23 protein-coding genes are annotated in these 23,039 nt (G+C 68.4%); 16 read left to right on the top strand and 7 right to left on the bottom strand.

Annotated features, from left to right (window positions below):
• Positions 1 to 28: 28 nt before the first annotated feature.
• Both H566_RS30425 and H566_RS0117850 read right to left on the bottom strand, forming a co-directional pair.
• On the bottom strand, positions 29 to 730 hold the full coding sequence (locus H566_RS30425; protein ID WP_051378952.1) for an energy transducer TonB: 702 nt from the start codon (positions 728 to 730) through the stop codon (positions 29 to 31).
• A 230-nt stretch (positions 731 to 960) separates the two neighbouring features.
• Positions 961 to 2,178, bottom strand: coding sequence for an HD-GYP domain-containing protein (locus tag H566_RS0117850; protein WP_051378951.1), 1,218 nt, complete (start codon positions 2,176 to 2,178; stop codon positions 961 to 963).
• A gap of 148 nt (positions 2,179 to 2,326) precedes the next feature.
• Here H566_RS0117850 and H566_RS0117845 point away from each other — a divergent pair, with 148 nt between their 5' ends.
• From H566_RS0117845 to H566_RS0117825, 5 genes are all read left to right on the top strand, one after another.
• Positions 2,327 to 3,295 carry a YVTN family beta-propeller repeat protein gene (locus tag H566_RS0117845; RefSeq protein ID WP_028312503.1) on the top strand — a complete coding sequence of 323 codons (969 nt, stop codon included), beginning with the start codon at positions 2,327 to 2,329 and terminating at the stop codon, positions 3,293 to 3,295.
• 128 nt (positions 3,296 to 3,423) lie between these two features.
• Positions 3,424 to 4,197, top strand: coding sequence for a polysaccharide deacetylase family protein (locus H566_RS26115; protein ID WP_051378950.1), 774 nt, complete (start codon positions 3,424 to 3,426; stop codon positions 4,195 to 4,197).
• Positions 4,198 to 4,235: 38 nt separating this feature from the next.
• Complete coding sequence (locus H566_RS0117835) at positions 4,236 to 5,237, top strand: sterol desaturase family protein (RefSeq protein WP_034412374.1); 1,002 nt, start codon at positions 4,236 to 4,238, stop codon at positions 5,235 to 5,237.
• 26 nt (positions 5,238 to 5,263) lie between these two features.
• Positions 5,264 to 6,118 carry an EI24 domain-containing protein gene (locus tag H566_RS26110; RefSeq protein ID WP_051378949.1) on the top strand — a complete coding sequence of 285 codons (855 nt, stop codon included), beginning with the start codon at positions 5,264 to 5,266 and terminating at the stop codon, positions 6,116 to 6,118.
• Positions 6,106 to 6,897, top strand: a complete 792-nt coding sequence (locus tag H566_RS0117825; RefSeq protein ID WP_028312501.1) for a competence/damage-inducible protein A — start codon at positions 6,106 to 6,108, stop codon at positions 6,895 to 6,897. Before H566_RS26110 ends, H566_RS0117825 begins: the two co-directional genes overlap by 13 nt.
• Positions 6,898 to 7,232: 335 nt before the next feature.
• Here the strand turns inward: H566_RS0117825 and H566_RS0117820 are convergent, their stop codons facing one another.
• Together H566_RS0117820 and H566_RS26105 are read right to left on the bottom strand one after the other, a co-directional pair.
• A complete protein-coding gene (locus tag H566_RS0117820) occupies positions 7,233 to 7,799 on the bottom strand; it encodes a phasin family protein (RefSeq protein ID WP_028312500.1) in 567 nt (188 codons plus the stop codon).
• A 384-nt stretch (positions 7,800 to 8,183) separates the two neighbouring features.
• Positions 8,184 to 9,731 carry a cache domain-containing protein gene (locus H566_RS26105; protein WP_084545259.1) on the bottom strand — a complete coding sequence of 516 codons (1,548 nt, stop codon included), beginning with the start codon at positions 9,729 to 9,731 and terminating at the stop codon, positions 8,184 to 8,186.
• Positions 9,732 to 9,904: 173 nt separating this feature from the next.
• Here H566_RS26105 and aptA point away from each other — a divergent pair, with 173 nt between their 5' ends.
• Entirely contained in the window at positions 9,905 to 11,263 is a 1,359-nt protein-coding gene (aptA, locus tag H566_RS0117810; RefSeq protein WP_051378948.1) for an omega-aminotransferase AptA, read from the top strand.
• 108 nt (positions 11,264 to 11,371) lie between these two features.
• A complete protein-coding gene (gene bfr / locus H566_RS0117805) occupies positions 11,372 to 11,848 on the top strand; it encodes a bacterioferritin (RefSeq protein ID WP_028312498.1) in 477 nt (158 codons plus the stop codon).
• A 114-nt stretch (positions 11,849 to 11,962) separates the two neighbouring features.
• Here the strand turns inward: bfr and H566_RS27695 are convergent, their stop codons facing one another.
• A complete protein-coding gene (locus H566_RS27695) occupies positions 11,963 to 13,003 on the bottom strand; it encodes a ChaN family lipoprotein (protein ID WP_084545360.1) in 1,041 nt (346 codons plus the stop codon).
• Positions 13,004 to 13,163: 160 nt separating this feature from the next.
• Here H566_RS27695 and H566_RS0117795 point away from each other — a divergent pair, with 160 nt between their 5' ends.
• From H566_RS0117795 to H566_RS0117780, 4 genes are all read left to right on the top strand, one after another.
• A complete protein-coding gene (locus tag H566_RS0117795; RefSeq protein ID WP_051378946.1) occupies positions 13,164 to 13,421 on the top strand; it encodes a FeoA family protein in 258 nt (85 codons plus the stop codon).
• Between the two features lie 13 nt (positions 13,422 to 13,434).
• Positions 13,435 to 15,318 carry a ferrous iron transporter B gene (gene feoB, locus H566_RS0117790; RefSeq protein WP_028312496.1) on the top strand — a complete coding sequence of 628 codons (1,884 nt, stop codon included), beginning with the start codon at positions 13,435 to 13,437 and terminating at the stop codon, positions 15,316 to 15,318.
• Between the two features lie 15 nt (positions 15,319 to 15,333).
• Entirely contained in the window at positions 15,334 to 15,624 is a 291-nt protein-coding gene (locus H566_RS26095) for a DUF6587 family protein (protein ID WP_051378945.1), read from the top strand.
• A gap of 67 nt (positions 15,625 to 15,691) precedes the next feature.
• Complete coding sequence (locus H566_RS0117780) at positions 15,692 to 17,203, top strand: MFS transporter (RefSeq protein WP_034412171.1); 1,512 nt, start codon at positions 15,692 to 15,694, stop codon at positions 17,201 to 17,203.
• Positions 17,204 to 17,280: 77 nt separating this feature from the next.
• Here the strand turns inward: H566_RS0117780 and hemP are convergent, their stop codons facing one another.
• A complete protein-coding gene (hemP, locus tag H566_RS0117775) occupies positions 17,281 to 17,502 on the bottom strand; it encodes a hemin uptake protein HemP (protein ID WP_051378943.1) in 222 nt (73 codons plus the stop codon).
• Positions 17,499 to 17,717, bottom strand: a complete 219-nt coding sequence (locus tag H566_RS26090) for a (2Fe-2S)-binding protein (RefSeq protein WP_034412168.1) — start codon at positions 17,715 to 17,717, stop codon at positions 17,499 to 17,501. Before H566_RS26090 ends, hemP begins: the two co-directional genes overlap by 4 nt.
• Positions 17,718 to 17,970: 253 nt before the next feature.
• On the opposite strand from H566_RS26090, the gene H566_RS0117765 reads away from it, so the two are divergent.
• The 5 genes from H566_RS0117765 (at position 17,971) to H566_RS26080 (ending at position 22,958) form a co-directional block, all read left to right on the top strand.
• The gene (locus tag H566_RS0117765) at positions 17,971 to 19,224 is read left to right on the top strand and encodes a cytochrome-c peroxidase (protein WP_084545258.1); all 1,254 of its coding nucleotides are present in this window, start codon (positions 17,971 to 17,973) and stop codon (positions 19,222 to 19,224) included.
• Between the two features lie 47 nt (positions 19,225 to 19,271).
• A complete protein-coding gene (locus H566_RS0117760) occupies positions 19,272 to 20,672 on the top strand; it encodes a type IV pilus assembly protein FimV (protein WP_051378942.1) in 1,401 nt (466 codons plus the stop codon).
• Positions 20,673 to 20,743: 71 nt separating this feature from the next.
• Complete coding sequence (locus tag H566_RS0117755; protein ID WP_051379096.1) at positions 20,744 to 21,322, top strand: FMN-binding protein; 579 nt, start codon at positions 20,744 to 20,746, stop codon at positions 21,320 to 21,322.
• Positions 21,261 to 22,400 (top strand): FAD:protein FMN transferase, encoded by a 1,140-nt coding sequence (locus tag H566_RS27690; RefSeq protein WP_084545257.1) that lies wholly within the window; start codon positions 21,261 to 21,263, stop codon positions 22,398 to 22,400. The genes H566_RS0117755 and H566_RS27690 overlap by 62 nt, the downstream gene beginning before the upstream one ends.
• A 33-nt stretch (positions 22,401 to 22,433) precedes the next feature.
• Positions 22,434 to 22,958, top strand: coding sequence for a hypothetical protein (locus tag H566_RS26080; protein ID WP_156924491.1), 525 nt, complete (start codon positions 22,434 to 22,436; stop codon positions 22,956 to 22,958).
• Positions 22,959 to 23,039: the final 81 nt, after the last annotated feature.

Genomic DNA, 23,039 nt, shown 5'->3' with positions numbered 1-23,039 from the left:
TCGGGGGTTGTTGTTGTGAGGAGAGGAATCAGTTGGTGAGGTCGAAGGCGATCGGCACGTGGGTCCAGATCGGCACCGCCACGCTGTCGATGACGTGGGGCTTGAACAGCGCCTTCATCACGGCGTTGAGGGCGGCGTTGTCGAGCCGGTCGAAGCCGCTCGACTTCGCGATCTCGGCGCGCTGGGGCACGCCGTTGGCATCGACCTGCACCCGCACCTCCACCACGCCGCTTTCACCGCGCCGCTTCGAGATGGCCGGGTAGTCGGGCGCCGGCGGGCGCAGATAGGCGATGCCGCTGTTGACGGTGCGCGGCGCGGCCGACACCGGCGCGGCGGCAACCTGGGCTGGGGCGCCCTGGCTCGGCGCGCTTGTGCTGACCGGTGCCGGCGCGGGGCTTGGCGCCGGATCGCCGTGGGCGGCACTGGGCGCGGGCGCGGGTATCGGAGCCGCGATTGGGCTCGGTGCCGGGCTGACCGGCAGCGGCGGCATCGGGCGCGGCGGCTCGGGGCGGGTTTTTTCCACCGGCCTCGGGGGCGGCGCGGGCGCGGGTTGCGGTGCCGGCGCCGCGACCATGGGCTGCGGCGCGATCAGCGTGGCGAACAGCGCGGGCGTCTCGGGTTCGACGCGCGGCTGCGCCGACGGATGACCGACGCTCCAGAGCACGGCGGCATGCAGTGCGAGCACGGCGGCAAGGGGCGCGGGACGCAGGCTGGATTGGGCCGGATTCATCGGAAGCTTTCTTGCCCGGCGGCAGACGCCGGACCGCGGCGCAGGCGGAGTCGGGACGCCGGAATGCATATTGAGCACAAATGCGAATCAGTCGCATTACGGTTTCAATATATTCCCGGTCGATGTGCGGCGCAACAGTTGTGGCGAAACGCTTCGACGATGTTGCCGGGCGCGGGAGGGCCGCCGGCTGCATCACCGGCAGTGGGCGCGACTCGTGGCGAAGGGTGGGATCAGTAGCGGCTGAGGTCGAAGCCCCAGGTGCGCGGATCCTCGAAGCTGGCGATGCGGTCTTCCGAGCGCGCGAGATCGATCTCGCGCACCGGCACGTGCGATTGCGACTTGAGCGAGAAGAACACCCGCACGCGCGGCGTGAGCGCGTTGGTCGGATGCTGCTCGCCCACGACCGCAAGCCGTTGCGATTCGAGCCGCACCAGGCAGCCCGTGGGGTAGATGCCGACGCACTTCACGAACACGCGCACGAGCTTGTCGTCGAAGTGCGTGCCGACGTTCTTCATCAGCATGCGCAGCACTGCCGTCGGCGGCTGGGCGCGGTGATAGCAGCGCTCCGACGTCACCGCGTCGTACACGTCGGCGATGGACGAGATGCGGGCCAGCGTGGAGATCTCGTCGCCCTTGAGGCCGTCGGGATAGCCGGTGCCATCGAGTCGTTCGTGATGGCGCAGCACCACGTCGAGCGTGGCCGCGTCGCCGTGGCCGGCCTCCATCAGCAGCCTGTGACCGGTGACCGGGTGCAGCTTGATCATCGCGAACTCGTCCGGCGTGAGCTTGCCGGGCTTGTTCAGCACCGCATCGGGCACGCGCGTCTTGCCCACGTCGTGCAGCAGACCCGCGAGCCCGGCCGCGCGCAGCTGCTCGGGCGAGAGGTCGCACTGGCGCCCGAGCGCGATCATCAGCGTGCCGACCGCCACGCTGTGCATGAACGTGTAGTCGTCCTTGCTCTTCAGCCCGATGAGGGACACGAGGGCGCCTGCGTTGCGCATGACCGAGCTGACCATGTCCTCCGCCAGCGACTGCACCTCGGGCAGCTCGCCGATCTGGCCGAGCCGGGCCTCGCGCATGGTTTCGCGGATCAGGCCGCGCGCGCGGGCATGCAGTTTCCTGGCGGCTGCCAGTTCATTTTCGAAGCTGGTGGGCGCGGCATCGAGCCAGGCGTGCCGTGGCGGCGCGGGTGGCGGTTCGGCCACGCAGGGCGGCGGCGCGACCGGTTCGGTCGCGGCCGCGGGCGCGAGACGGTCGAGCTCGATGCTGCGCGAGAGATCGATGACGATGTCGCCCTTGCCAAGCTGACGCACCTTGTCGAGGGTCTCGTCGTCCTCGATGAGGAAACGGGCGCGCAAGAAGTCGTGCGACCACCAGGAACGGTCGATGTCGTGCACGAACATGCCGAGTCGCGCTTCGCGGGCGGGAATCTTGAGCAGTGATGTCATGAGCCTGGGTTGCACGGAGGACGCTATCTAGGCGTGTCGAATCGGCTAACGGCCCGACTCGGCACATCTTGAGCGTGCTTGGCCAGCCTCAAGCTTGGAGAAGGGCGGCTGCGGGTAAGCTCGCGCACCGATTGAACCGGAAGGCAAGATGATTCGACGTTTGCTGGCAGGCGCCGCCTTTGCGGCGCTGGGCCTTTCTGGCACCTCCGCGCTGGCCCAGACCGCGGTGGTCCTCAATTCGCGTGACGCGCAGGTGAGCCTGCTCGACATGAAGGAAGGCCGCGAGACCGGCCGCCTCGATGTGGGCAAGGAGCCCCATCACCTGTATCCGACGCCCGACGGCAAGAGCCTGATCGTGGCCAACGCGCTGGGCAACGACCTCACCTTCCTCGATCCCAAGACGGGCGCCTTCCAGCGCAAGGTCGCGGGCATCGACGACCCCTACCAGATCGGCTTCGCCTACGACAACAAGCGCTTCGTCGTGAACTCGCTGCGGCTCGACCGCGTGGACGTGTACGACTACGACGGCGCCAGCTTCAAGCTCGTGAAGCGCTTTCCGCTCAAGTCGATGCCGAGCCACATGGCCTTCACGCATGACTCCGGCGTCGTCTACATCACGCTCCAGGGCAGCAACCAGGTGGCCGCCCTCGACCTGCGCAAGATGGAGGTGATGTGGCAGGTGCCGGTGGGCGAGGCGCCGGCCGGCATCTTCCTCACCCCCGACCAGAAGTATCTGCTGGTGGGCATCATGGGCGCCGATTACGTCGAGGTGATCGACGTGGCGACGCGCCAGACGGTCAAGCGCATCAAGACCGGCATGGGCTGCCACAACTTCCGCGCCCTCGGCGACAAGCGCCATGTGTTCGTCGGCAACCGCGTCGCCAACACGATCAACATGATCGACATGCAGACGCTCGAAAACGTCGCCACCATCCCCGTGCCCGGCGGCCCCGACGACATGGAAATCACCGCCGACGGCAAGCAGCTCTGGACCACCTCGCGCTTCATCAAGCAGGTGACGGTGGTCGATCTGGCGACGCGCCAAGTGGTGCGCAAGATCCCGGTCGGGCGCTCGCCGCATGGCATCTTCTTCGTCGATCGGGCGCCGCTGCTGTGAGGGCCGGGTGCGACCTGGCCGGCTTGCAAACGCTTGCAGAGTCGGCTCCGCCGTGCGCGGCAGTGTCAGCTCCGGCGTGGCGCCGAGCGGGCGGCACTTCGGCGCGGGCAGTGCTCGTGGCGCTCGGAATGCTCGCGGTCGGCCTCGGGCCGACATCGACGGCAGGCGCGGCCGACCCATCGGCCACCGCCGAGCCGGCCTGCGACAAGCCGGTCTATCTCACCTTCGACACCGGCAACATGTCGGTGGCCGAGCAGATTGCGGCGACGCTGCGCAAGCATCACGCCAAGGCCACCTTCTTTCTCGCCAACGAGCGCACCACCACCGACGGCTGGTCGCTCGGCGACGAATGGGCGCCGTTCTGGCGCGCCCGCGTGGCCGAGGGCCATGCCTTCGGCACCCACACCTTCGATCACGTCTATCTCGTCAAGGGCACGCCGCGCATCGAGGTGCAGCCGCAGTTCGGCGCGAACGCCGGTCGCAGGCTCGACTGGACGCCGGCCGACTACTGCGCCGAGCTGGGGCGCGTCGCCACGCGGTTCCACGCGCTGACCGGCGCGACGCTCGCCCCGCTGTGGCGCGCGCCCGGCGGCCGCACCAATGCCGCGACGCTCGCCGCCGCCGAGTCCTGCGGCTATGCGCCGCATGTGGGCTGGGCCGACGCCGGCTTCCTCGGCGACGAACTTCCGTCCGAGCGCTGGTCCAACGCTGCGCTGCTCGAACGCGCGCTCGCCCGCATCCGTACCGGCGACATTGTCATGGCCCATCTCGGCATCTGGTCGCGGCATGATCCCTTCGCGCCGATGCTCGATCCACTGCTCGACGGACTGGCCGCGCGCGGCCACTGCTTCCCGACGCTGCGCGAGCATCCGCAGTACCGCGCCGCCTTCGGCAAGCGCTGATGCAGGCGCGCCTGCTTCCTCCGCATCACCCAAGCATCATGTTCAGCACCTTCGCCGACGCCATCGCCAACCTGTTCTCCGCCGCGCAGGACTGGCTGTTCGAGCATGTCGCCATCCACATCGTCTATGCGCTCGGGCTTGCGGCCTATACCGAGCAGGCTTTTGACGCGGTCGAGTGGTTCCTCATCGGCGTCATCGAGGTGACGCTGCTGTGGGTGGTGCTCGGCGCCTGCGAACGGTTCGCGCCGGCCCAGACCATCGCCGATCGGCGTGCGGTGCTGACCGACGTGTTCTACACGCTGCTGCACCGGCTCGGCGGTTTCGCACTGGTGGCCTTCGCGCTGGTGCAGACGGTGGCCGACGACATCGAGGGCAGCCTGCGCCTGATCGGCTACAACGGCTTCGATCTCGACGCGCTCTGGCCGGGCGTGACCGATCGGCCCTGGGTGTCGTTCACGCTCTACCTCGTTTTTTTCGACTTCGTGGACTACTGGTTCCATCGTGGACAGCACCGCTTCAACTGGTGGTGGCAGCTGCATGCGGTGCATCACAGCCAGCGCGACATGACGCTGTGGTCGGACAACCGCAACCATCTGCTCGACGACCTGCTGCGCGACGCGGTGTTCGCGCTGCTGGCGATCGCGATCGGCGTGCCACCGGGACAGTTCGTGTGGCTCGTGGTGGCGACGCGCGCGATCCAGAGCGTCCAGCATGCGAACGTGCGCTGGGACTTCGGCGGGTTGGGGCGCGTCGTGGTGAGCCCGCAGTTCCATCGCCGCCACCATGCGGTCGAGGTCGGCCATCCGCCGGCCGAGCTGTCCGACGGCGGCAAGCGCTACTACGGCGTGAATTACGCGGTGCTGTTTCCGGTCTGGGACATGCTCTTCGGCACGGCCGATTTCCGTCGCTTCGACGGCGCCTGCGGCATCGATGACCAGCAGCCGGGCCACAGCCGGCGTTTTCCGGCCGGGCGCGATTACGGCCGGGGCTTCCTGGCCCAGCAATGGCTCGCGATCGCGCGCATCCTCGGCCGGGCCTGACATCCGCGCCCGAAGGAGGCCCATCCATGACCCGCACCACGCTGCGCCTGTTCACCGCGCTCGCCCGCGCGACCGTCTCGCTCGCCAGCCCGCGCATGCTGTTGCTCACGTTGCTGCCGCTCGTGCTCACGACACTGCTGTGGGCCGGACTCGCCTGGTGGGGCTGGGAGACGGCGGTGAACGGGCTGCAAGCCTGGATCGCGCAGTCGAGCATCGGCGCCTGGGCGATCGGTCAGCTGGCCGATGCCGGCTTCGGCGAGCTGAGCGCGGGTTTCCACAACTTTGCGGCGCCCATTCTCGTCGCGGCGCTCGCGCTGCCGCTGGTGGGACTCACCTCCATCGTCATGACGGCGCTGACCGCCACGCCGCTTGCGGTGCGCCATCTCGAACGTCAGCGCTATGCGACCGTCACGGTGCAGGGCCGCGACTCGTGGCTCGCCAGCCTGTGGAATTCATTGGTTGCGAGCGGCCTGTTCGCGCTGCTGTGGCTGCTGACGCTGCCGCTCTGGCTGGTCCCCGGGCTCGGCTTCGTGCTGCCGCTGCTGCTCTGGGGCTGGCTGGCCTATCGCACCTTCGGCTACGACGTGCTCCAACGCCACGCGGCCGATGACGAGCTGCACGCCTTCCTGCGCGGTCATCGCGTGCCGTTGTGGATCCTGGGCATCGGCAGTGCGCTGCTCGGCGCGGTGCCGGGGGCGATCTGGCTCGGTGGCGCGGTGGTGTTCGTGCTCAAGCCGCTGCTCGCCCTGGTCGCGCTGTGGCTTTACGCTGTGGTGTTCGTCTTCGCCTCATTGGCCTTCGCGCATTACGCGCTCGCGGCGCTTGACGAGGCGCGGCGTCAGTCTTCCAACCTCAACCAGAGCCAGTCATGTTCGGTCTGATCATCATCGGCGACGAAATCCTGTCGGGTAAGCGCGAGGACAAGCACCTGTCCAAGGTCATCCAGCTGCTTGGCGAGCGTGGCCTCGCGCTGTCCTGGGCGCACTACCTGCCCGACGATCGCAGGCAGATCGCCGACTTCCTGCGCCGCAGCTTCAACGGCAACGACATCGTGTTCTGCACCGGTGGCATCGGCGGTACGCCCGACGACCACACGCGCCAGGCGGCGGCGATCGCGGCCGAAGTTGCGCTGCATCGTCACCCCGAGGCGGCGCGGCTGATCCTGGAGCGAGCGGCGGAAATTGCTCGTGAGCGTGGAGACACCGGGCCGGTCGACCCCGCGTCGCCCGAGAACGCGCATCGCCTGACGATGGCCGACCTGCCGCATGGCTGCGATCTCGTGCCCAACCCCTACAACCGCATTCCGGGCTTTTCGATCGGCCAGCACTACTTCGTGCCCGGCTTCCCGGTGATGGCCTGGCCGATGATCCAGTGGGTACTCGACACCAAATATGCGCATCTGTTCCAGCATGGTGCGCGCGGCGAGCGTTCGGCCATCCTCTTCGATCTCTTCGAGGCCCAGATCACCGGGCTGCTCGAGCGCATCGAGGCGGAGCACGTGGACGTCAAGATCTTCAGCCTGCCGTCGGTGGGCACTGAAACCCTGGGCCGGCATATCGAGGTCGGTGTTAAGGGACCGGAGGTGCGCTTGGATGCAGCCTTTGATGCACTGATTCGGGGCCTGAAAGCGCTGGGAGGAAGGATCGGCACGCGCGATTGAGGCATGCGCGGTGCGTGAGACGTCATTTCTGCTGTGTTGAAGCCACAGAATCCGCTCGCGACAGGCAAAAAAAAGCCCGACCGCCGTGGTCGGGCTGTAAGGCACCTGCACAAGGACAGAATTCGGTGCCAAGGAGACAACCTGCACTTGATCTATAGCAAGAAGATTGCCAACTCATTGAGGTAAGGCGGAGGTAAGGCGCTGATCGCGCGGACGAGTGATCTGCCTTCGTAGTCCAGACACCAACAAAAAAGCCCCGTTTCAGGACGGGGCTTTTTTGTTGACCATTCCGGCCGACGCCGGAGCAGTGCACTGCCGGTTCGCGCGATGTGATCTCAGGCAGCGGTCTTCTTCTTGGCGACCGAGGCGGCTTGCGTCGCAGCCTTGACCGTGGCGGTCGTGGCGGCGGCGAGGTTGGCTTCAGCCAGATCGGACACTTGCTTGGTGGCCTTGCTGACCGACTCGTAGGCGCTGTTGGCAGCGGCAACGGCCGACTTGACGAGCGCGATGGCCGATTCCGAGCCGGTGGGCGCGTTCTTGGCGGCGGTGTCGAGCAGGGTGGCGAACTTCTTGTTCGAATCGGCCAATTGGCTTTCGGCGAACTTGACGAACTCGGCGCGGGTCTCGGCAGCGATGTCGCTCAGGTGACGACCGTAGGCCAGCACCTTTTCGGCGGTCGGTTGGGCCAGCGACACCTGGAACTGCAGAAATTCCTGGGGATCACGCAGTTCGAGCGCTTCCTTGGTCTTCTCGGCCGATTCGGCCAGCGTGGCCTTCGCGACGTTGATGTTCAGGTCGAACAGCTTCTCGACGCCTTCGAAGGTCTTGGCCGACAGGGCGAAGATCGAATCGAGGTTGGCCTTGTAGGCGGTGGCGAGTTGATCGGGGGTCAGGACGGACATGTTGAACTCCAGGTCGACGAGTCGATGAAACGAATTCGGTGGGCGAGGGTGTCGCAAAAGCCGCTGACCGGTCGGATTTACCGGCCCTGACCGCATGACAGTGACGTCTGCGAGTCAAGGTTTGTGCATTGCGGTAAAAGGATTTTTGTCCATTCGGCGGACTTGCGCAAGACCTTGTTTGTGCGCCGCAGCATTTATGGGCGATATGTAATTCAGACTCTATGCAACTTATTGATTTATATGAATAAATTGTAGAGCCGGATATCTAGTCGCTTTCTAGATGCATTGATTTGCCCACCGCTGGATGCATGTCTGCAAGATGACCGCAAAGCTGTCTGGATGGCGTTTTTGCCTTGCATCGCAGCATGGCGTCGGAAAATGCATTCAGGTTTGGATCTTGTTACTTGTGTCGCAGCTGCTTTCGCAAGACGGGCTTGCATCGGCGATTACTTCCCTAGGCAACCCGAAGTCGGGCGCAAGGGCACGTGCCTGGGAAGCCGAGTCCCGGCCGGGATCGCCGGCCACTCGAGGCAAGCAGCCAGGGGTCATCCAGCCAGGGTTGCTGTCGGGGTCGTGTTGCCGCGGCAGCGCTGCGGCGCGAGGCACGCGAGCCTCGATCTGGGTGCCCGTGGCACTGCTGTGCAGCGACATGGTTCCACCGATCGAATCGAGCCGTTCCCGCATGGTTCGCAGGCCTATGCCTGGCTCGCCGGCCTTACGCTCGGTGGCGGGCCGGAAGCCAACGCCGTTGTCGCGCATGCTGAGCGTGATGTCGCCTTCGTTCTGAGCCAGGGTGATCCACGCGCGGGTGGCCTGCGAATGCCGCGCGATGTTGGTGAGTGCCTCTTGAGCAACGCGGAACAGCACCGTCACCACATGTTCGGGCAGGTCGCGCGCGTGTTCGGGAAGCTGCACCTCCGTGTGGATGCCGGTGTCGCTGCTGAAGTCGGCGGCGATGCGCATGAGCGAGGCCGGCAGTCCGAGTTCGTCGAGCATCAGCGGGCGCAGGCGGTGCGAGATCTCGCGCAGCTTGTCTTCCGCACCACGGAAGCGGGTGAGAGCGGCGTCGATCTGACGGCGCGCGGCGGCGAAGTCGTCATCGCCGGCGGCCCGTTCGATGGCGGCGCGGATCGATTCGAACTCGCGGCTGCTGCCGTCATGCAGTTCACGCGCGAGGCGGGCGCGTTCCTCTTCCTGCGATTGCAGGGCCTGGAGCGCGAGGCGACGCAGCTTCTGGTTGGCGATGCGCTGCTCGCTCAGGTTGAGCGCGAGGCCACAGCCGCCGATCGCCAGCACGCCCACCACGGCGCAGGCCGCGATCCAGGCCATCGTGTCGCGGATGTTGGCCGCGCTCTGGCGATCGAGGTCGGCGAGCGTGGTGGTCACGTCGTCGAGATAGATGCCGGTACCGATCATCCAGTTCCAGCGCGGCAGCGACACCACATAGCCGAGCTTGCGCTCGACCACGCCGGTCGATGGGCGCTCCCACAGGTATTCGACATAGCCGCCACCGTTGCGCGCGGTCTCGATCAGGCGCTGCACGGTCGGCTCGCCGCGCGGATCGCGCAGCTCCCACTGGCTGTGGCCGGTCAGCTCGGGCTGGCGCGGATGCATGAGGTTGCGACCGTCGAGGTCATAGACGAAGAAGTAGCCGTCCTGCCCGTAATCGAGCCGCGACAGCCGTGCCAGCGCCGCGCGCCGCCCGGTGTCGTCGTCGTGCCCCTCGCGGTACCAGGGTGCGACGGTACTGAGCGCGAGTTCGACGTAATGGCGCAGTTCCGCGTGCTTGGCATCGAGGATCGAGGCCTCGACCAGGGCACGCTCGCGCTCGGCGAGCAGGCTCTGCTGGCGGAACACGGCAGTGGCGATCACCGCGAGGCTGAGCGCGAGCGGGACCACCGCGAAAAGGATGACCTTGATCTTGAGACGCATGGAGCCTGGGGCGCGAAAAGGTGAGCGGATGTTAACCGGGCATCCGCAACAACCCTAGGCCGGTGGCGCCCGTGCCGCAAGATGGCCCTGTCGATACACGGAGAACTGGCGCTGGAAAGGTGCCATTCGATGAGTACAGTCGGAAGGTCGAAAACTGTCCGCTTCCCTCGCTCATGACTCAGCTGTCCGATCAAGTCCACCTGCGCCCCGAACAGCTCGATGCGTTCTGGATGCCGTTCACGGCCAACCGCCAGTTCAAGCAGGCGCCGCGCATGCTCACGAGGGCCGAGGGCATGCATTTCTGGACCGATGACGGGCGCCAGATCCTCGACGGCATCAGCGGCCTGTGGTGCTGCAACGCCGGCCACAACCGCAAGCCGATCGTCGAGGCAATCCAGCGTCAGGCGGCGACGCTCGACTTCGCGCCACCGTTCCAGATGGCGCATCCGCTGGCCTTCGAGCTGGCGAATCGGCTGGTCGGAATCGCGCCCAGGCCGGCAACGCCGGCCGATCCATCGCTCGACCACGTGTTCTTCTGCAATTCGGGCAGCGAGGCGGTCGACACGGCGCTGAAGATCGCGCTGGCCTGGCAGCGGGTTCGCGGCGAGGGCAGCCGCACGCGGCTGATCGGACGCGAGCGCGGCTATCACGGCGTGGGCTTTGGTGGCATCTCGGTCGGCGGCATCGTCAGCAACCGCAAGATGTTCGGAACACTGCTCGCGGGCGTGGACCATCTTCCCCACACCCACGACCTCGAACACAACGCCTACAGCGTCGGCCAGCCGGAATGGGGCGCGCACCTCGCGGACGAGCTGGAGCGCATCGTCACGCTGCATGACGCGAGCACGATCGCGGCCGTGATCGTCGAGCCGGTGGCCGGTTCGACCGGCGTGCTGATCCCCCCGATCGGCTACCTGCAGCGGCTGCGCGACATCACGCGTAAGCACGGCATCCTGCTGATCTTCGACGAGGTGATCTGCGGTTTCGGCCGGCTTGGCGCGGCCTTCGGCGCGAACCGCTTCGGTGTGGTGCCCGACATGATCACCTTCGCCAAGGGCGTCACCTCGGGCACGGTGCCGATGGGCGGCGTGCTGGTATCGAAGCAGATCCATCAGGACTTCATGGTCGGCCCGCCGGGGGCAATCGAGCTGTTCCACGGCTACACCTATTCGGCGCATCCATTGGCCTGCGCGGCGGCACTGGCGACGCTGGATGTCTACCGCGACGAGGCATTGTTCGAGCGCGCCGCGTCGCTGGAGCCGGTGCTTGCCCGACTGGCCCACGGATTGAAGGGCCGGCCGCATGTGATCGACGTGCGCAATCTCGGTTTCGTGGCGGCGGTGGAACTGGAGCCGCGTGCCGGCCAGCCGGGCGCGCGCGCCTTCGACGTCTTCCTGCGCTGCTTCGAACAGGGCGTCCTGGTGCGCACGACGGGCGACACGATCGCCTTCTCGCCGGCGCTGATCGCGAGCGAGACCGATCTCGAGCGCATGATCACGACGGTGTCGGACAACCTTGCCAAGGTCGACTGAGACGGCACGGGTTTTTCCGGGCGGCTTCTGCTCCCGAGCTTGCATTCCTCTGTCGGTGCCAGGGTTAGACTCGCCGTCCCACTCACGACCCGCAGAAAAGGAGCCCGCATGCAAGGCGACAAGGACGTCATCCAGTGGCTTAACGCCCAGCTCAAGAACGAGCTGACTGCCATCAACCAGTATTTCCTGCACGCCCGCATCTACGGGCACTGGGGCCTCGACGGCCTGCAGAAGAAGGAATACGAGGAGTCGATCGGCGAAATGAAGCATGCCGATTCGCTCATCAAGCGCATCCTCATGCTCGATGGCCTGCCTAACCTGCAAGACCTCGGCAAGATCAACATCGGTGAATCGACCGAGGAAATCCTCAAGAGCGATCTGGCCGCCGAGCGTGCCGCCCAGCAGACGATCAAGTCGGGTATCGAATGCTGCGAGCAGAAGAGCGATTTCGTCTCGCGCGAGATCCTGGTCGAGATCCTCGATGACACCGAAGAACACATCGACTGGCTCGAAACCCAGCTCGACCTGATCGACAAGGTCGGCATCCAGAACTACCAGCAGTCGTTCATGCGCGACGAAAGCTGATCGGCCTCGCGCCGACGGCAGCTTGTGACGGGACCGGTCCGAGAGGGCCGGTCCCGTTTTGTCTTTCTTGTGCGCGCGTCGCGTGACGGGAGCGCCCCGGTCGTGCCGAGCCGTTCAGCGCGCCTTGAATGCCTCGCAGGGATCGGCGCGCTGGGCGGCCGGCGTCGCGATGACGAGGTCGTAGCGCGTGGCCGGCTTGCCGCCAGTGCGGTCGGCCGCGAGTGCGAGCGCCATTCCCGGTTGCAGGCCGGTGTCTTCTTCGAGGCCGACGCTGATCGCCGCGGTGGCGCCAAGCCATTGAGGTACGCCCAGATCACGTCTCACATGGCCGTTGCCTGCAATCAGTACCTCGGCCTGCTGGGCGTGGGCGCGCAGGAAGGCCGCCATCACCGCGTCGCGTGCGATCTGGGCCAGCGCCATGCGTCGCGCCGTCGCCGTGTCGATCTGGTTGCAATGGCTGGCCACGATCGCCTCGGCCTGGGCCGCGAGCAGGGACTCTGGCGGCGGTCGGTCGAGCCCGAGCGACTGCCGCTCGGCGGGACTGAAGACGGACTCCAATCCGCCGCCGACGATCTTCGACGCGTCGGCGCGCGACAGGTTGACCGCGATGATCGGCAGGTCGTAGCCGAGCGCAAGCACCACGAAGCCGCGGTAGGCGCTCCAGTCCCAGCCCTTTCGGCCCGGCGCGCCGGCGTCGATCACCGCGTCGGCCAAGCGGTCGAGGCCGGCCGGCGTGGCGATGGCGCGGTCGCGGCGGGCGGCGGCAAGGGCGCGGTCGAGGTCGGGCTGACGCTCGCGGTCGAACTGCTCCATCAGGAGCGCCGGCCGGGCGCCGGCGACGATCGCGCGCCGCAGCGCCTCGATGCGCAGCTGATGCTGGGCCGCGTTGTCATGTACCTCGCCGAGCAGCAGCAGCGGCTGGCCGGCGATCACGCCCGCCAGTGCTTGGGTCGCCCATTCGTTGCCTGGTGGCAGCAGCGCCGGTGCGGGTACGGCGGGCGTTGGCTGAGGATCGGGCTTGCGCGCGTCGGGCGCGACGCGGGTGCGCACTGGCACGCCGAATGGCGTCGTGATCGGCGGCGCGTCGGAGATCGTCGTTGTCGTGGTGCAGCCGGCAGTCAGCAGGGCGGCAACACCTGTCAGCAACAGGGTCATGCTGCGTTTGCGCGAACGATTGAGAATCATTATCGTTAAGTGCCACAGGTTGAAGTCGAAGGTCTACCCGCGATGGCCCGCAGCAGCTTCGGGTCGTCGGACCGGCGGATCGCAATCCATGCCTGAGCATCCTCCCGCAACCCGAACAGCAAGCCCAGCCATGCCCGCGCTCAGCCAGCTCCGCCTGAACACCGATGCCATCGTCAGTGCCGTCCATGATGCCCATCCCGATGATGTCGTCGCCCGTCGCCTGCGCGATCTCGGTTTCGTCTGCGGCGAGGTGGTGCGCGTGATCGCGGTGAGCCCGATCGGCGCCGATCCGATCGTCGTGCAGGTCGGTTTCACGCGTTTCGCGCTGCGCAAGTCGGAGGCCGATCGCGTGAGCGTGCAGGCCATCGACGCCCGGCTGGCCGCCTGATCCGGAGCGCGTGATGAATGCAAGCGTGAATCCGGCGGTGCTGCTGGGCGGCTCGGCGCCACCGAACCGGGTTGCCCTGATCGGCAATCCCAACTGCGGCAAGACCGCCCTGTTCAACCAGCTCACCGGCAGCCGGCAGAAGGTTGCCAACTACGCCGGCGCCACGGTCGAGCGCAAGGAAGGCCGGCTCACGTCGCCGTCGGGGCGCGAGATCGCGGTGCTCGACCTGCCGGGCGCCTACAGCCTCGCGGCCGCCAGTCCCGACGAGGAGGTCACGCGCGACTTCTGCCTCGGCAAGCTGCCCGGCGAGACCCGCCCCGACATGATCATCAGCGTGGTGGACGCGACCAACCTGCGGCTGCACCTGCGCTTCGTGCTCGAACTCAAGTCGCTCGGCCTGCCGATGGTCGTGGCGCTCAACATGATGGACGCCGCCGCCAGACGCGGCATCAAGGTCGATCGCGCCGGACTGGAGCGCGAACTCGGCCTGCCCGTGATCGAAACCGTGGCCGTGCGCCACGACGGCGCGCGCGCCCTGCTCGAACAGCTCGACTCGGTCATGCCGCCGGTGCCCGCCCCCGGCCCCGATGCCGACGCCACCCATGCCGAGGTCATGCGCATCCTGGCCGAGACGGTCGTGATCCCGCGCCGAACCGCCGAGACCGACGATCTCATCGACCGCTGGGCGCTGCATCCGGTCTGGGGGCCGGTCATCCTCGCGGCCGTCCTGTTCCTGATGTTCCAGGCCGTGTTCTCGTGGGCGGCACCGTTCCAGGACGGCATCGACGCCGGCATCCAGTGGCTCGGCGGCGTGGTGGGCGACGCGATGCCCGAAGGCGCGCTGCGCAGCCTGCTCGTCGATGGCGTGATCGCCGGCGCGGGCAGCGTGCTCGTGTTCCTGCCGCAGATCCTGTTCCTGTTCCTGTTCATCCTCGCGCTGGAAGAAAGCGGCTATCTGCCGCGCGCGGCCTTCCTGCTCGACCGCGTGATGCTGTCGGCGGGCCTGACCGGCCGTTCCTTCATTCCGCTGCTGTCGAGCTTTGCGTGCGCCGTGCCCGGCATCATGGCCACGCGCTCCATCCAGGACCCGCGCGACCGGCTGGCGACCATCCTCGTCGCGCCGCTCATGACCTGCTCGGCGCGGCTGCCGGTGTATGCGCTGCTGATCGGCGCCTTCATTCCCGACCGCGCGGTCGGTGGCGTCTTCAACCTGCAAGGCATCGTGCTGTTCGGGCTCTACGCCTTCGGCATCGTGAGCGCGCTGGCGGTGGCCTGGGTCACGCGCCGGCTGCGCGGCAAGTTCAGCGAAGACCCGGCCGAGCATGCGCTGCTGCTCGAACTGCCGTCCTACCGCCTGCCGCGCCTGCGCGATCTGGCCATCGGTCTGAGCGAGCGCGCGAGCATCTTCCTGCGCCGCGTCGGCGGCGTGATCCTCGCGCTGACGGTGCTGCTGTGGTTCCTGTCGAGCTTTCCGGCGCCGCCGGAGGGCTTCGAGGGCGCGGCGATCGACGCGAGCTACGCCGGCAGGCTCGGCCGCGCGATGGAGCCGCTGTTCGCGCCCATCGGCTTCAACTGGCAGATCTGCATCGCGCTGGTGCCGGGCATGGCGGCGCGCGAGGTGGCCGTAGGCGCGCTGGCGACGGTGTACGCGCTGTCGGCCACGGCCGATGACCAGGCCCAGCAGCTCGCGCCCATCCTCGCGGCCAACTGGTCGCTCGCGACCGCACTGGCGATGCTGGTCTGGTACGTGTTCGCGCCGCAATGTCTGAGCACGCTGGCCGTGATCCGCCGCGAGACCAATTCCTGGCGCTGGGTGGCGATCACCGCCGCCTACCTGTTCGGTCTGGCCTGGCTGGCGTCGTTCGTCACCTACCGGCTGGCCTCCGCCTTTGCCTGATCCCGGAGATCGCGCATGACGCTCTATGAAGTGTTCGAGAAGCTGGTGCTGGGTGGCGTGCTGCTCGCGGCCGGCTGGGTCGTGTTCGGCAAGTTGATGCCCAGGCTTCGTTCGCGGCTGAGACAGGGACTGGCGACCATGGCGGCGCGTGGCGGTCAGGCGCGGCTCGCGCGCTGGCTCGCTCCGGCCAGTGCGGCGGGCGGTTGCGGATCGGGTTGCGGCAGCTGTTCGAGCTGTGGTCCGGCACCCGCGAAGAGCGCCGCTTCCCCTTCCGACACCGCGCGGCCGGTGCGCTTCCACGGCTGAAACACGGCTCCCGCCCGGCGCGGCGCAACCCGTATCCTCGGCGGCCCTCGCCCGACCCGGACCCGCCGTGCCCCAAGCTTCCGCCGCAAGTTCCATCCGCCCCGATCCCGCTCCGCTTCCACCGCTCGTGATGGCGGGGCTGATGTTGTCGATCCTGCTCGGCGCGCTGGAGCAGAACATCGTCGGCATCGCGCTGCCGAGCATCTCGCTGCAACTGCGCGGCTTCGAATGGATGGCCTGGGTCATCTCGGCCTATCTGATCGCGCAGACCATCTCGACACCGATCTACGGCCGTCTCGGCGACCTGTACGGGCGGCGCCGTGTGCTGGCTGGCGCGATCCTGCTGTTCGTGCTCGCCTCGATGGCCTGCGCCGCCGCGCGTTCGATGCCCGAGTTGGTGCTGGCGCGCGTGCTCCAGGGCCTCGGCGGCGGTGGGCTGGTGACGACGGCGCAGGCCGTCATCGCCGACATGGTTCCGCTGCGCGAGCGCGGGCGTTACCAGGGCTACATCTCGGGCGTGTGGGCCTTTGCCGGCGCGGTCGGGCCGATTGCGGGCGGCTTCATCGCGCACTGGCTGTCATGGCGCTGGATCTTCTGGCTCAACCTGCCGCTCGGTCTGCTGACGTTGGCGATCATCTGGCGCGCGCTGGCGCTGCTGCCGGCGTCGGAACGGCGGCCGCGCATCGACTTCACCGGCGCGCTGCTGATGGGCGGCGGCACGGCGGCGCTGCTGGTGGCGGTGTCGCGGCTGGGGCAGGGCGTCGCCTGGCAGGCGCCCGACCAGCTCGCGCTCACGCTCGGCGGCGCGCTGGCGATCGCCGTGTTCCTGCGTCACGAGCGGCGCACGGCCCAACCGCTCTTGCCGCTCGGCCTGCTCGCCGAGCCGACGATCGCCCGCTGCAATCTCGGGCTGTCCTTCGCCTTCGCGGCGCTGATGGCGGTTGGCCTGCTGCTGCCGCTGCGGCTGCAGATGGTGGCCGGGCTGGAGTCCGACGCCGCCTCGCTGTGGATGTTGGCCTTCAGCCTCGGCGTGCCGCTCGGTGCCTTCTCGGCCGGGCGCTACATGCTGCGCAGCGGCCATTACCGGCCGGCGCTGCGTCTGGGCATGGCGCTGGTGCCGGCGGGGCTGGTGCTGCTGGCCCTCATGCCGGGCAATGTGCCGCTCGCGTCGGCGATGGTGGTGATCGTGGTGGGCGCAGCGCTCGGCGCGCAGTTGCCGACCTCGCTGGTGGCGGTGCAGAACGCGGCGCCACGCGATCAGGTCGGCATCGCGACGGCGCTCACGGTGTTCACGCGGCTGCTCGGCGGCGCGGTCGGCGTGGCCTGCCTCGGCGCGATCTTTTTGGCGTTGCTCAAGGCGTCGCCGGCCGTGGACGCGGGCCTGCAACTGTCCGATGTGTTGAGCGGCGCGGTCGCGCCGGTGTCGGGCGAACAGGGGGCGGCCCTGCGCGGCGCGACCGACCATGCGCTACGCATCAGCTTCCTGGTGTCGGCGCTGCCGTCGCTCGCGGCACTGTTCATCGTCTGGGGCGTGGATGACCGCGAACTGCGCGCCCGCCCAGTGGCCAAGGCCGGCTGAGTATCGGTTTCCGCCGTCATCGTCTGGTGTCGTCGTCCGACGGGGATTGCCGTCGGGCAAGACGCCTGTGGCATCCACTACTTGGTGAGGATGAGTCGCCCGGCGCGGGTGCGGCGCAACGTGTAGAGCTCGCCGTTGTGGGCGATGTGCGCTTCCTGCCGGCCTGCGAGCAGGGTGTTGCTCGGCCAGACGCGCAGGCCGGAGGCGGAGTGCTCGGCATCGCCAGCCGGGGCCGCGCCCGCCGGCTCGGCGGAGGACTCCGCAGCCAGCATCGCGTTCGAAGCCGGGGCCAGGTTCATGCCGCCGCCAGTCCCATGCCCAAGCCGCCGAAGCCCGTTGCAGCCGTGCTGGCCGCCTCGGCTTCGCGCAGCATCGCGCGCGCCTCGGGCACGCACTTGCCGCAGGTGCCTCCCAGTCCCGAGGCCTCGCGCAGGTCGCGCACGCAGCTCGCTCCGTCATGGATGCACTTGCGCAGCTTGCGCTCCGAGACGTTGTGGCAGACGCAGACGATCATGGAATCGGTCCTCCGGGATGCAGGCGGCACGGCCGCGTGAATCGGTTGGGATATTGATTCGAGCAAACGCGAATCATTCGCATTCAATATAGGTAAGCCGCGCCGGCTTGGCAAGTAGTTGCTGCAACGCAAGAAGGCGTTTCTTTCGAAAGCTTCTGGCAGGTTTCCGCACTTCATGATTAGTAACGCGAACCATTCTCATTAATGTTGCGCGGCGTATCCGATCGGTGTATGCGCCGCCAGGAGTCCAGGCATGACGGTCAACAGGGCAGCGCATCGGCAGCACGGACGCGCGACGGCATTCACGCGCGGATCTCGCCTCGCGGCCATCGGCGCCGCGCTGGCCATGACGGCCACGCTCGCCGCTTGCGGCGGTGGCGGCACTGCCGGCGGCAGCAGCGCGGCGACGACGGCATCGGCGATGAGTGCCACCGCCCGGCTCGGCGAGAAGCTGTTCGTCGACACCTCGCTGTCGCTGTCGGGCAGGCAGTCCTGCGCGAGCTGCCATGACGCCGCCTTCGGCCGTGCCGCGCCCAATTCGCTCGCGGTGCAACTCGGTGGCGCCGATCTCACGCTCCAGGGCAGCCGCGCCGCGCCCTCGGCCGACTACCTTGCCTTCAACACCGCCTTCTACTTCGCGGCCGACGGCACGCCGACGGGTGGCTTCTTCTGGGACGGCCGGGCGCAATCACTGGCCGAGCAGGCCGCCGGCCCCTTCCTCAACCCGGTCGAGATGGCCATGCCGTCGAAGGCGGCCGTGGTGGCCGCGGTGGCGAAGGCCAGCTATGCCGAGGACTTCAAGGCCGTGTTCGGCGCGACGATCTTCAGCAATCCCGAACTGGCCTACGACCGCATCACCTACGCGATCCAGGCCTATGAGCGCGAGGACGGCGACTTCCGCGCCTTCACCAGCAAGTACGACGCCTTCCTCGCCGGCAAGACCACGCTGACCGCCGCCGAGCAGCGCGGCCTGGCGCTGTTCAACAACCCGGCCAAGGGCAACTGCTTCGCCTGTCACCCGAGCGCCAAGGGCGCCGACGGCGCGTCGCCGCTGTTCACCGACTTCAGCTACGACGCGCTCGGCGTGCCGCGCAACGACGAGATCGCCGCCAACGCCGACCCTGCCCACTACGACCTCGGCCTGTGCGCCCGGCCCGACGGCAGTCTCGCCCACCGCACCGACCTGTGCGGCGCATTCAAGGTGCCGTCGCTGCGCAACGTGGCGCTGCGCGGCGCGCTTTTCCACAACGGCCGCTTCAAGTCGCTGACCGAGGCGATCCGCTTCTACGTCACGCGCGACACCGATCCCGCCGCCTGGTACCCGACCGTCGATGGCGTGGTGGTCAAGTTCAACGACCTGCCGGCCGAGTACCGCCGCAACGTCAACACGACAGAGGCGCCCTACAACCGCAAGCCCGGCGACGCGCCCGCGCTGACCGAGGCCGAGATCGCGGATGTCGTCGCCTTCCTCGGCACGCTGACCGACGGCTGGAGCGCCGCCCGATGAGCCGCACCATTCCCTCCCATTCCAAACCCGACAACCGCAGGACCGCCATGCAGACCCGATTCCGCCCCGCCTCGCCGATCGCGCTGGCGCTTGCCGCCGCCTTCACGCTCGCGCCCGTCGCCGCCCGCGCCGACGAAGCCGCGCTCATGCGCCGCATCGAACAGCTCGCCGGCGAGCTCGAAGCCGTCAAGGCCGAGATGGCGAAGCTCAAGGCCGCGACACCCGCCGCCGGCACGGGCACGGCCGTCGTGAACGGTCCGGCGCCCGTGGTGAATGGCCCGGCGCCGGTGGCCAGCGCGCCGGCCTCGAACGGACTCATGAACGGCGCGCCCGCCGTCATGAATGGCGCCGAGGTCGCCGCGATGCCGGCCGCGTCGTCCGGGATGGCGGTCGCCGAGGAAGGCAGCCGTCTCACGAGCTATGGCGAGATCAACTACAACCGCTACCGCAACGACAGCGCGCGCAGCCAGACCGATGTGCGCCGCGTCGTGCTCGGCTACGAGCACCGCTTCGATCCGAAGACCAAGGCCGTCGTCGAACTCGAATGGGAGCATGCCGTCACCTCGGCCGACGATCAGGGCGAGGCGGCTGTCGAGCAGGCCTACATCGAGCACCAGTTCAACGACACCGTCGCGGGCCGCGCTGGCCTGTTCCTGATCCCGCTCGGCCTGCTCAACGAGCGCCACGAGCCGACCACCTACTACGGCGTCGAACGCAACTTCGTCGAGACCGCGATCATCCCGACCACCTGGCGCGAGGCCGGCGCGCAGGCCGTGGCCACGCTCGACAACGGCCTCACGCTCCAGGGCGGCGTGTCGACCGGATTCGACATCGGCAAGTGGGACGCGACCTCCGACGAAGGCGTGGTCGAGGGGCCGCTCGGTGCCATCCATCAGGAAGGCCAGCTCGCCAAGTCGCGCGACATGTCGGTGTTCGGCGCGGTCAACTGGCGCGGCGTGCCGGGTCTGCACCTGGGCGGCGGCTTCTTCACCGGCGGCGCGAGCCAGGGGGCGGTCGACACGCCGCGCGCCCGCGTCACGTTGTGGGAGACGCATGCGCGCTGGCAGCCCGGCGCCTGGGATTTCGCGGCGCTGTACGCGGCGGGCCGCATCAGCAACACCGCCGCGCTCAACGCGCCGCTGGTGGGTGGCGTGGCGCTGATCCCGGCGCGCTTCGACGGCGGCTATCTCCAGGCTGCCAATCGCGTGTGGGAATCGGGCGGCCAGTACCTGTCGCCCTTCGTGCGCGTCGAGCGCTACAACACCGGCAAGGACTACGCCTGGCTCGGCGCCGGCGTGACGCCGGCGCGCCTGCCTAACGAGCGCGTCATTACCGTCGGCGCCAACTACGGCCTGAGCCGCAGCGTCGTGCTCAAGGCCGACATGCAATGGTTCAAGGAGACCACGGCCAACAACCGCATCGATCTCGGCGTCGGCTGGGCCTTCTGAGGGACGGGCGCATGAAGTTCCGTCCCGCCACTCTGGCCGGCGTGCTGCCGGCTGCCGCGAGCCTGCCGGCCATGCTCGGTGGCGGCGCGTCGCTGCCGGCTGGCACGGCGCTCGCGCCGGCCGTCCTCGCCGCGGCCAGCCTGCTGCCCGCCAGCGCCTTCGCCGTCGACTACCTCACGCCCGAGCAGGCGCAGAAGCAGCTCTTTCCCGATGCCGACAGCTTCGAGCAGCACACCGTGGCACTCGATCCGGCGCGCATGGCCCAGATCGAGAAGAAAGCCGGTCTGCCGGCGCGCACCGCCCGCTGGACCGTGCTCCAGGCGAAGAAGGGCGGCGCGCCGCTCGGCTGGCTGGTGTTCGACAACGTGGTCGGCAAGTTCGAGCTGATCACCTACGCCGTCGCGCTCGGCACCGACGGCGCGGTGCGCCAGATCGAGATCCTCAGCTACCGCGAGAGCCATGGCGGCGAGGTGCGCTTGCCGGCCTGGCGCAGGCAGTTCGCGGGCAAGACCGGCGACGCCGCGCTCAAGGTCGGCGATGACATCGCCAACATCAGCGGCGCCACGCTGTCGTGCACCCATCTGACCGATGGCGTGCGCCGCATCGTCACGCTCATGCAGCTCGCGCGCGAAGGTGGCTGGGTCAGCTGATACGCCAGGCGCCGGGCACGACGCGTCGGCGGCACCGGCCGAAGGACCGGCCAGCGCCGGAACACCCGTTGACGTGGTGTCCGGCGGGCCTGGCGCGGGCGCTCAGGGCCTCTTCCGCCGCGCCCGACCGCTGCTCGGCACTCGGGTCGAGATCGGCGTGGTCGTCCGTCCCGGGGATTGGCGGGCCATTCCCCGCCTTTCGGAACGGCCAGGGGCTTTTCGCAATGTGCCGGCCAGGGTGGAGCAGGAGGAGGCCAGCGTGGACCCGGTCGCGGCCGTGGTTGCCGCCGCCGGTGATGCACCCGCCGGGCGGGCCGCAACGGTCGTTGCCATCGACGCGCCGGCTGCCGCCGTCGAAGCCGCCTTCGCCGCGATCGCACGCGTGCAGCGCGTGATGTCCGCCCACGATCCGGCGAGCGACCTGCGCCGGCTTGCCGCCGCCCCGCTCGGCGAGCCGATCGACTGCGATCCCTGGACGGTACGCCTGCTGCGCCTGGCCGACCGGCTGCGCCTCGACAGCGCCGGCCTGTTCGACATCGCGCTTGGCAGTGCGGGCGGCGCGGCGGGCTATCGCATCGTCGGACCGGCGCGGCTGGTGCTGACGGTGGCGGGCGCGCGCTTCGACGCGGGCGGCATTGCCAAGGGTTTCGCGGTGGATGTGGCGGTCGCCACGCTGCGCGCGCACGGCTTGCGCGACGGCTGGGTCGAGGCGGGCGGCGATCTGCGTGTGTTCGGCGCCTTTGAGCACGAGATCAAGCTGCGCGAGCTGACCCCGGGCGGCCCGTTGCTGCGTCCGATCGGCCTGCTCGCGCGGGGCGCGGTGGCCACGTCGCAGTATCTGGAAAGCGGCTTCTCGGCCGGCAAGGGCGACGCGCTGCATCGTCCGGCGGGCAATTCCGACTTCCTGCGCGGCCCCGTCACCGTGATCGCGCCGCGCTGCGCTCTTGCTGATGCACTCACCAAGCCGCTGGCGTTGCTCGGCCCGGCGGCGGCAGGCCTGCTCGCGCGGCACGGCGCGACCGGCTGCGTCGTCACGCCCGCCGATCCCATCGTCTTCATCCCGCCACTCGACGACTGAACGGCACTGCGCGCGCTGCTAGAGTCGCGCGCCATGCATCGCAGCAATCCCCATCGCCATCCCGCCGCGTCGCACGCGGGGCATCACTTGCCGGGTCACGCTCCGCGTCCGGTCCGCACCAATCCCGTGCCACGCTGGCAGCGTCGCCTGCTCGATTGGCCACTGCTGTTGTTGCTTGCCAGCGGCCTCGGCTGGATCGCGCTGCACTACAGCATCGGTGGCGGCACCGAGGAAGGCTTGCCGCATCCCGCAGAACCCTGGCTCATGAAGCTCCATGGCTTGGCTGGATTTGCCGCCCTGGTCGCGCTCGGCAGCTTCCTGCCGCTGCACGTTCCGCGCGGCTGGCGCGGCGGGCGCCGCCGCATGAGCGCGGTTCTGCTGTTTGCGGGCTGGTCGCTTGCCATCGGCTCGGCCTGGGTTCTGTACTACGCCGCGCCCGAAGACCTGCGAGGTGCCATCGGCCTCGCCCATGCGGGTGTCGGCGCAACTTTCGGCGCGATTCTCCTCATGCATCGCCGCCTGCCTGCCGTAAATGGATCCCGGCCAAGTGCGAAATAGCCGGGCAAATGGCATTCAACTTGAGGTTAGTGCGCTAAGTGCTTCTCGCGATGGCACTTTTTATTCGGTGATAAACTCCCG

It is taken from the genome of Derxia gummosa DSM 723 (assembly GCF_000482785.1).
Taxonomy (GTDB): domain Bacteria; phylum Pseudomonadota; class Gammaproteobacteria; order Burkholderiales; family Burkholderiaceae_E; genus Derxia; species Derxia gummosa.
Note: the sequence above shows the minus strand (reverse complement) of the source record. Positions and strands in the feature narration are given on the sequence as shown.

What these genes read in the sequence shown, in the direction of transcription:
- hemP (WP_051378943.1), bottom strand. Translation starts at nt 17,502, where the DNA reads ATGAACCTGGCCCCGGCTTCGAACGCGATGCTGGCTGCGGAGTCCTCC.
- H566_RS26105 (WP_084545259.1), bottom strand. Translation starts at nt 9,731, where the DNA reads ATGCGTCTCAAGATCAAGGTCATCCTTTTCGCGGTGGTCCCGCTCGCG.
- H566_RS0117755 (WP_051379096.1), top strand. Translation starts at nt 20,744, where the DNA reads ATGCTCGGTGGCGGCGCGTCGCTGCCGGCTGGCACGGCGCTCGCGCCG.
- H566_RS26110 (WP_051378949.1), top strand. Translation starts at nt 5,264, where the DNA reads ATGACCCGCACCACGCTGCGCCTGTTCACCGCGCTCGCCCGCGCGACC.
- H566_RS27695 (WP_084545360.1), bottom strand. Translation starts at nt 13,003, where the DNA reads ATGACCCTGTTGCTGACAGGTGTTGCCGCCCTGCTGACTGCCGGCTGC.
- H566_RS26090 (WP_034412168.1), bottom strand. Translation starts at nt 17,717, where the DNA reads ATGATCGTCTGCGTCTGCCACAACGTCTCGGAGCGCAAGCTGCGCAAG.
- H566_RS0117850 (WP_051378951.1), bottom strand. Translation starts at nt 2,178, where the DNA reads ATGACATCACTGCTCAAGATTCCCGCCCGCGAAGCGCGACTCGGCATG.
- H566_RS0117835 (WP_034412374.1), top strand. Translation starts at nt 4,236, where the DNA reads ATGTTCAGCACCTTCGCCGACGCCATCGCCAACCTGTTCTCCGCCGCG.
- H566_RS0117765 (WP_084545258.1), top strand. Translation starts at nt 17,971, where the DNA reads ATGACGGTCAACAGGGCAGCGCATCGGCAGCACGGACGCGCGACGGCA.
- H566_RS0117825 (WP_028312501.1), top strand. Translation starts at nt 6,106, where the DNA reads ATGTTCGGTCTGATCATCATCGGCGACGAAATCCTGTCGGGTAAGCGC.
- H566_RS26115 (WP_051378950.1), top strand. Translation starts at nt 3,424, where the DNA reads ATGCTCGCGGTCGGCCTCGGGCCGACATCGACGGCAGGCGCGGCCGAC.
- aptA (WP_051378948.1), top strand. Translation starts at nt 9,905, where the DNA reads ATGACTCAGCTGTCCGATCAAGTCCACCTGCGCCCCGAACAGCTCGAT.
- H566_RS26080 (WP_156924491.1), top strand. Translation starts at nt 22,434, where the DNA reads ATGCATCGCAGCAATCCCCATCGCCATCCCGCCGCGTCGCACGCGGGG.
- H566_RS0117820 (WP_028312500.1), bottom strand. Translation starts at nt 7,799, where the DNA reads ATGTCCGTCCTGACCCCCGATCAACTCGCCACCGCCTACAAGGCCAAC.
- H566_RS27690 (WP_084545257.1), top strand. Translation starts at nt 21,261, where the DNA reads ATGGCGTGCGCCGCATCGTCACGCTCATGCAGCTCGCGCGCGAAGGTG.
- H566_RS0117795 (WP_051378946.1), top strand. Translation starts at nt 13,164, where the DNA reads ATGCCCGCGCTCAGCCAGCTCCGCCTGAACACCGATGCCATCGTCAGT.
- bfr (WP_028312498.1), top strand. Translation starts at nt 11,372, where the DNA reads ATGCAAGGCGACAAGGACGTCATCCAGTGGCTTAACGCCCAGCTCAAG.
- H566_RS0117845 (WP_028312503.1), top strand. Translation starts at nt 2,327, where the DNA reads ATGATTCGACGTTTGCTGGCAGGCGCCGCCTTTGCGGCGCTGGGCCTT.
- feoB (WP_028312496.1), top strand. Translation starts at nt 13,435, where the DNA reads ATGAATGCAAGCGTGAATCCGGCGGTGCTGCTGGGCGGCTCGGCGCCA.
- H566_RS26095 (WP_051378945.1), top strand. Translation starts at nt 15,334, where the DNA reads ATGACGCTCTATGAAGTGTTCGAGAAGCTGGTGCTGGGTGGCGTGCTG.
- H566_RS0117760 (WP_051378942.1), top strand. Translation starts at nt 19,272, where the DNA reads ATGCAGACCCGATTCCGCCCCGCCTCGCCGATCGCGCTGGCGCTTGCC.
- H566_RS30425 (WP_051378952.1), bottom strand. Translation starts at nt 730, where the DNA reads ATGAATCCGGCCCAATCCAGCCTGCGTCCCGCGCCCCTTGCCGCCGTG.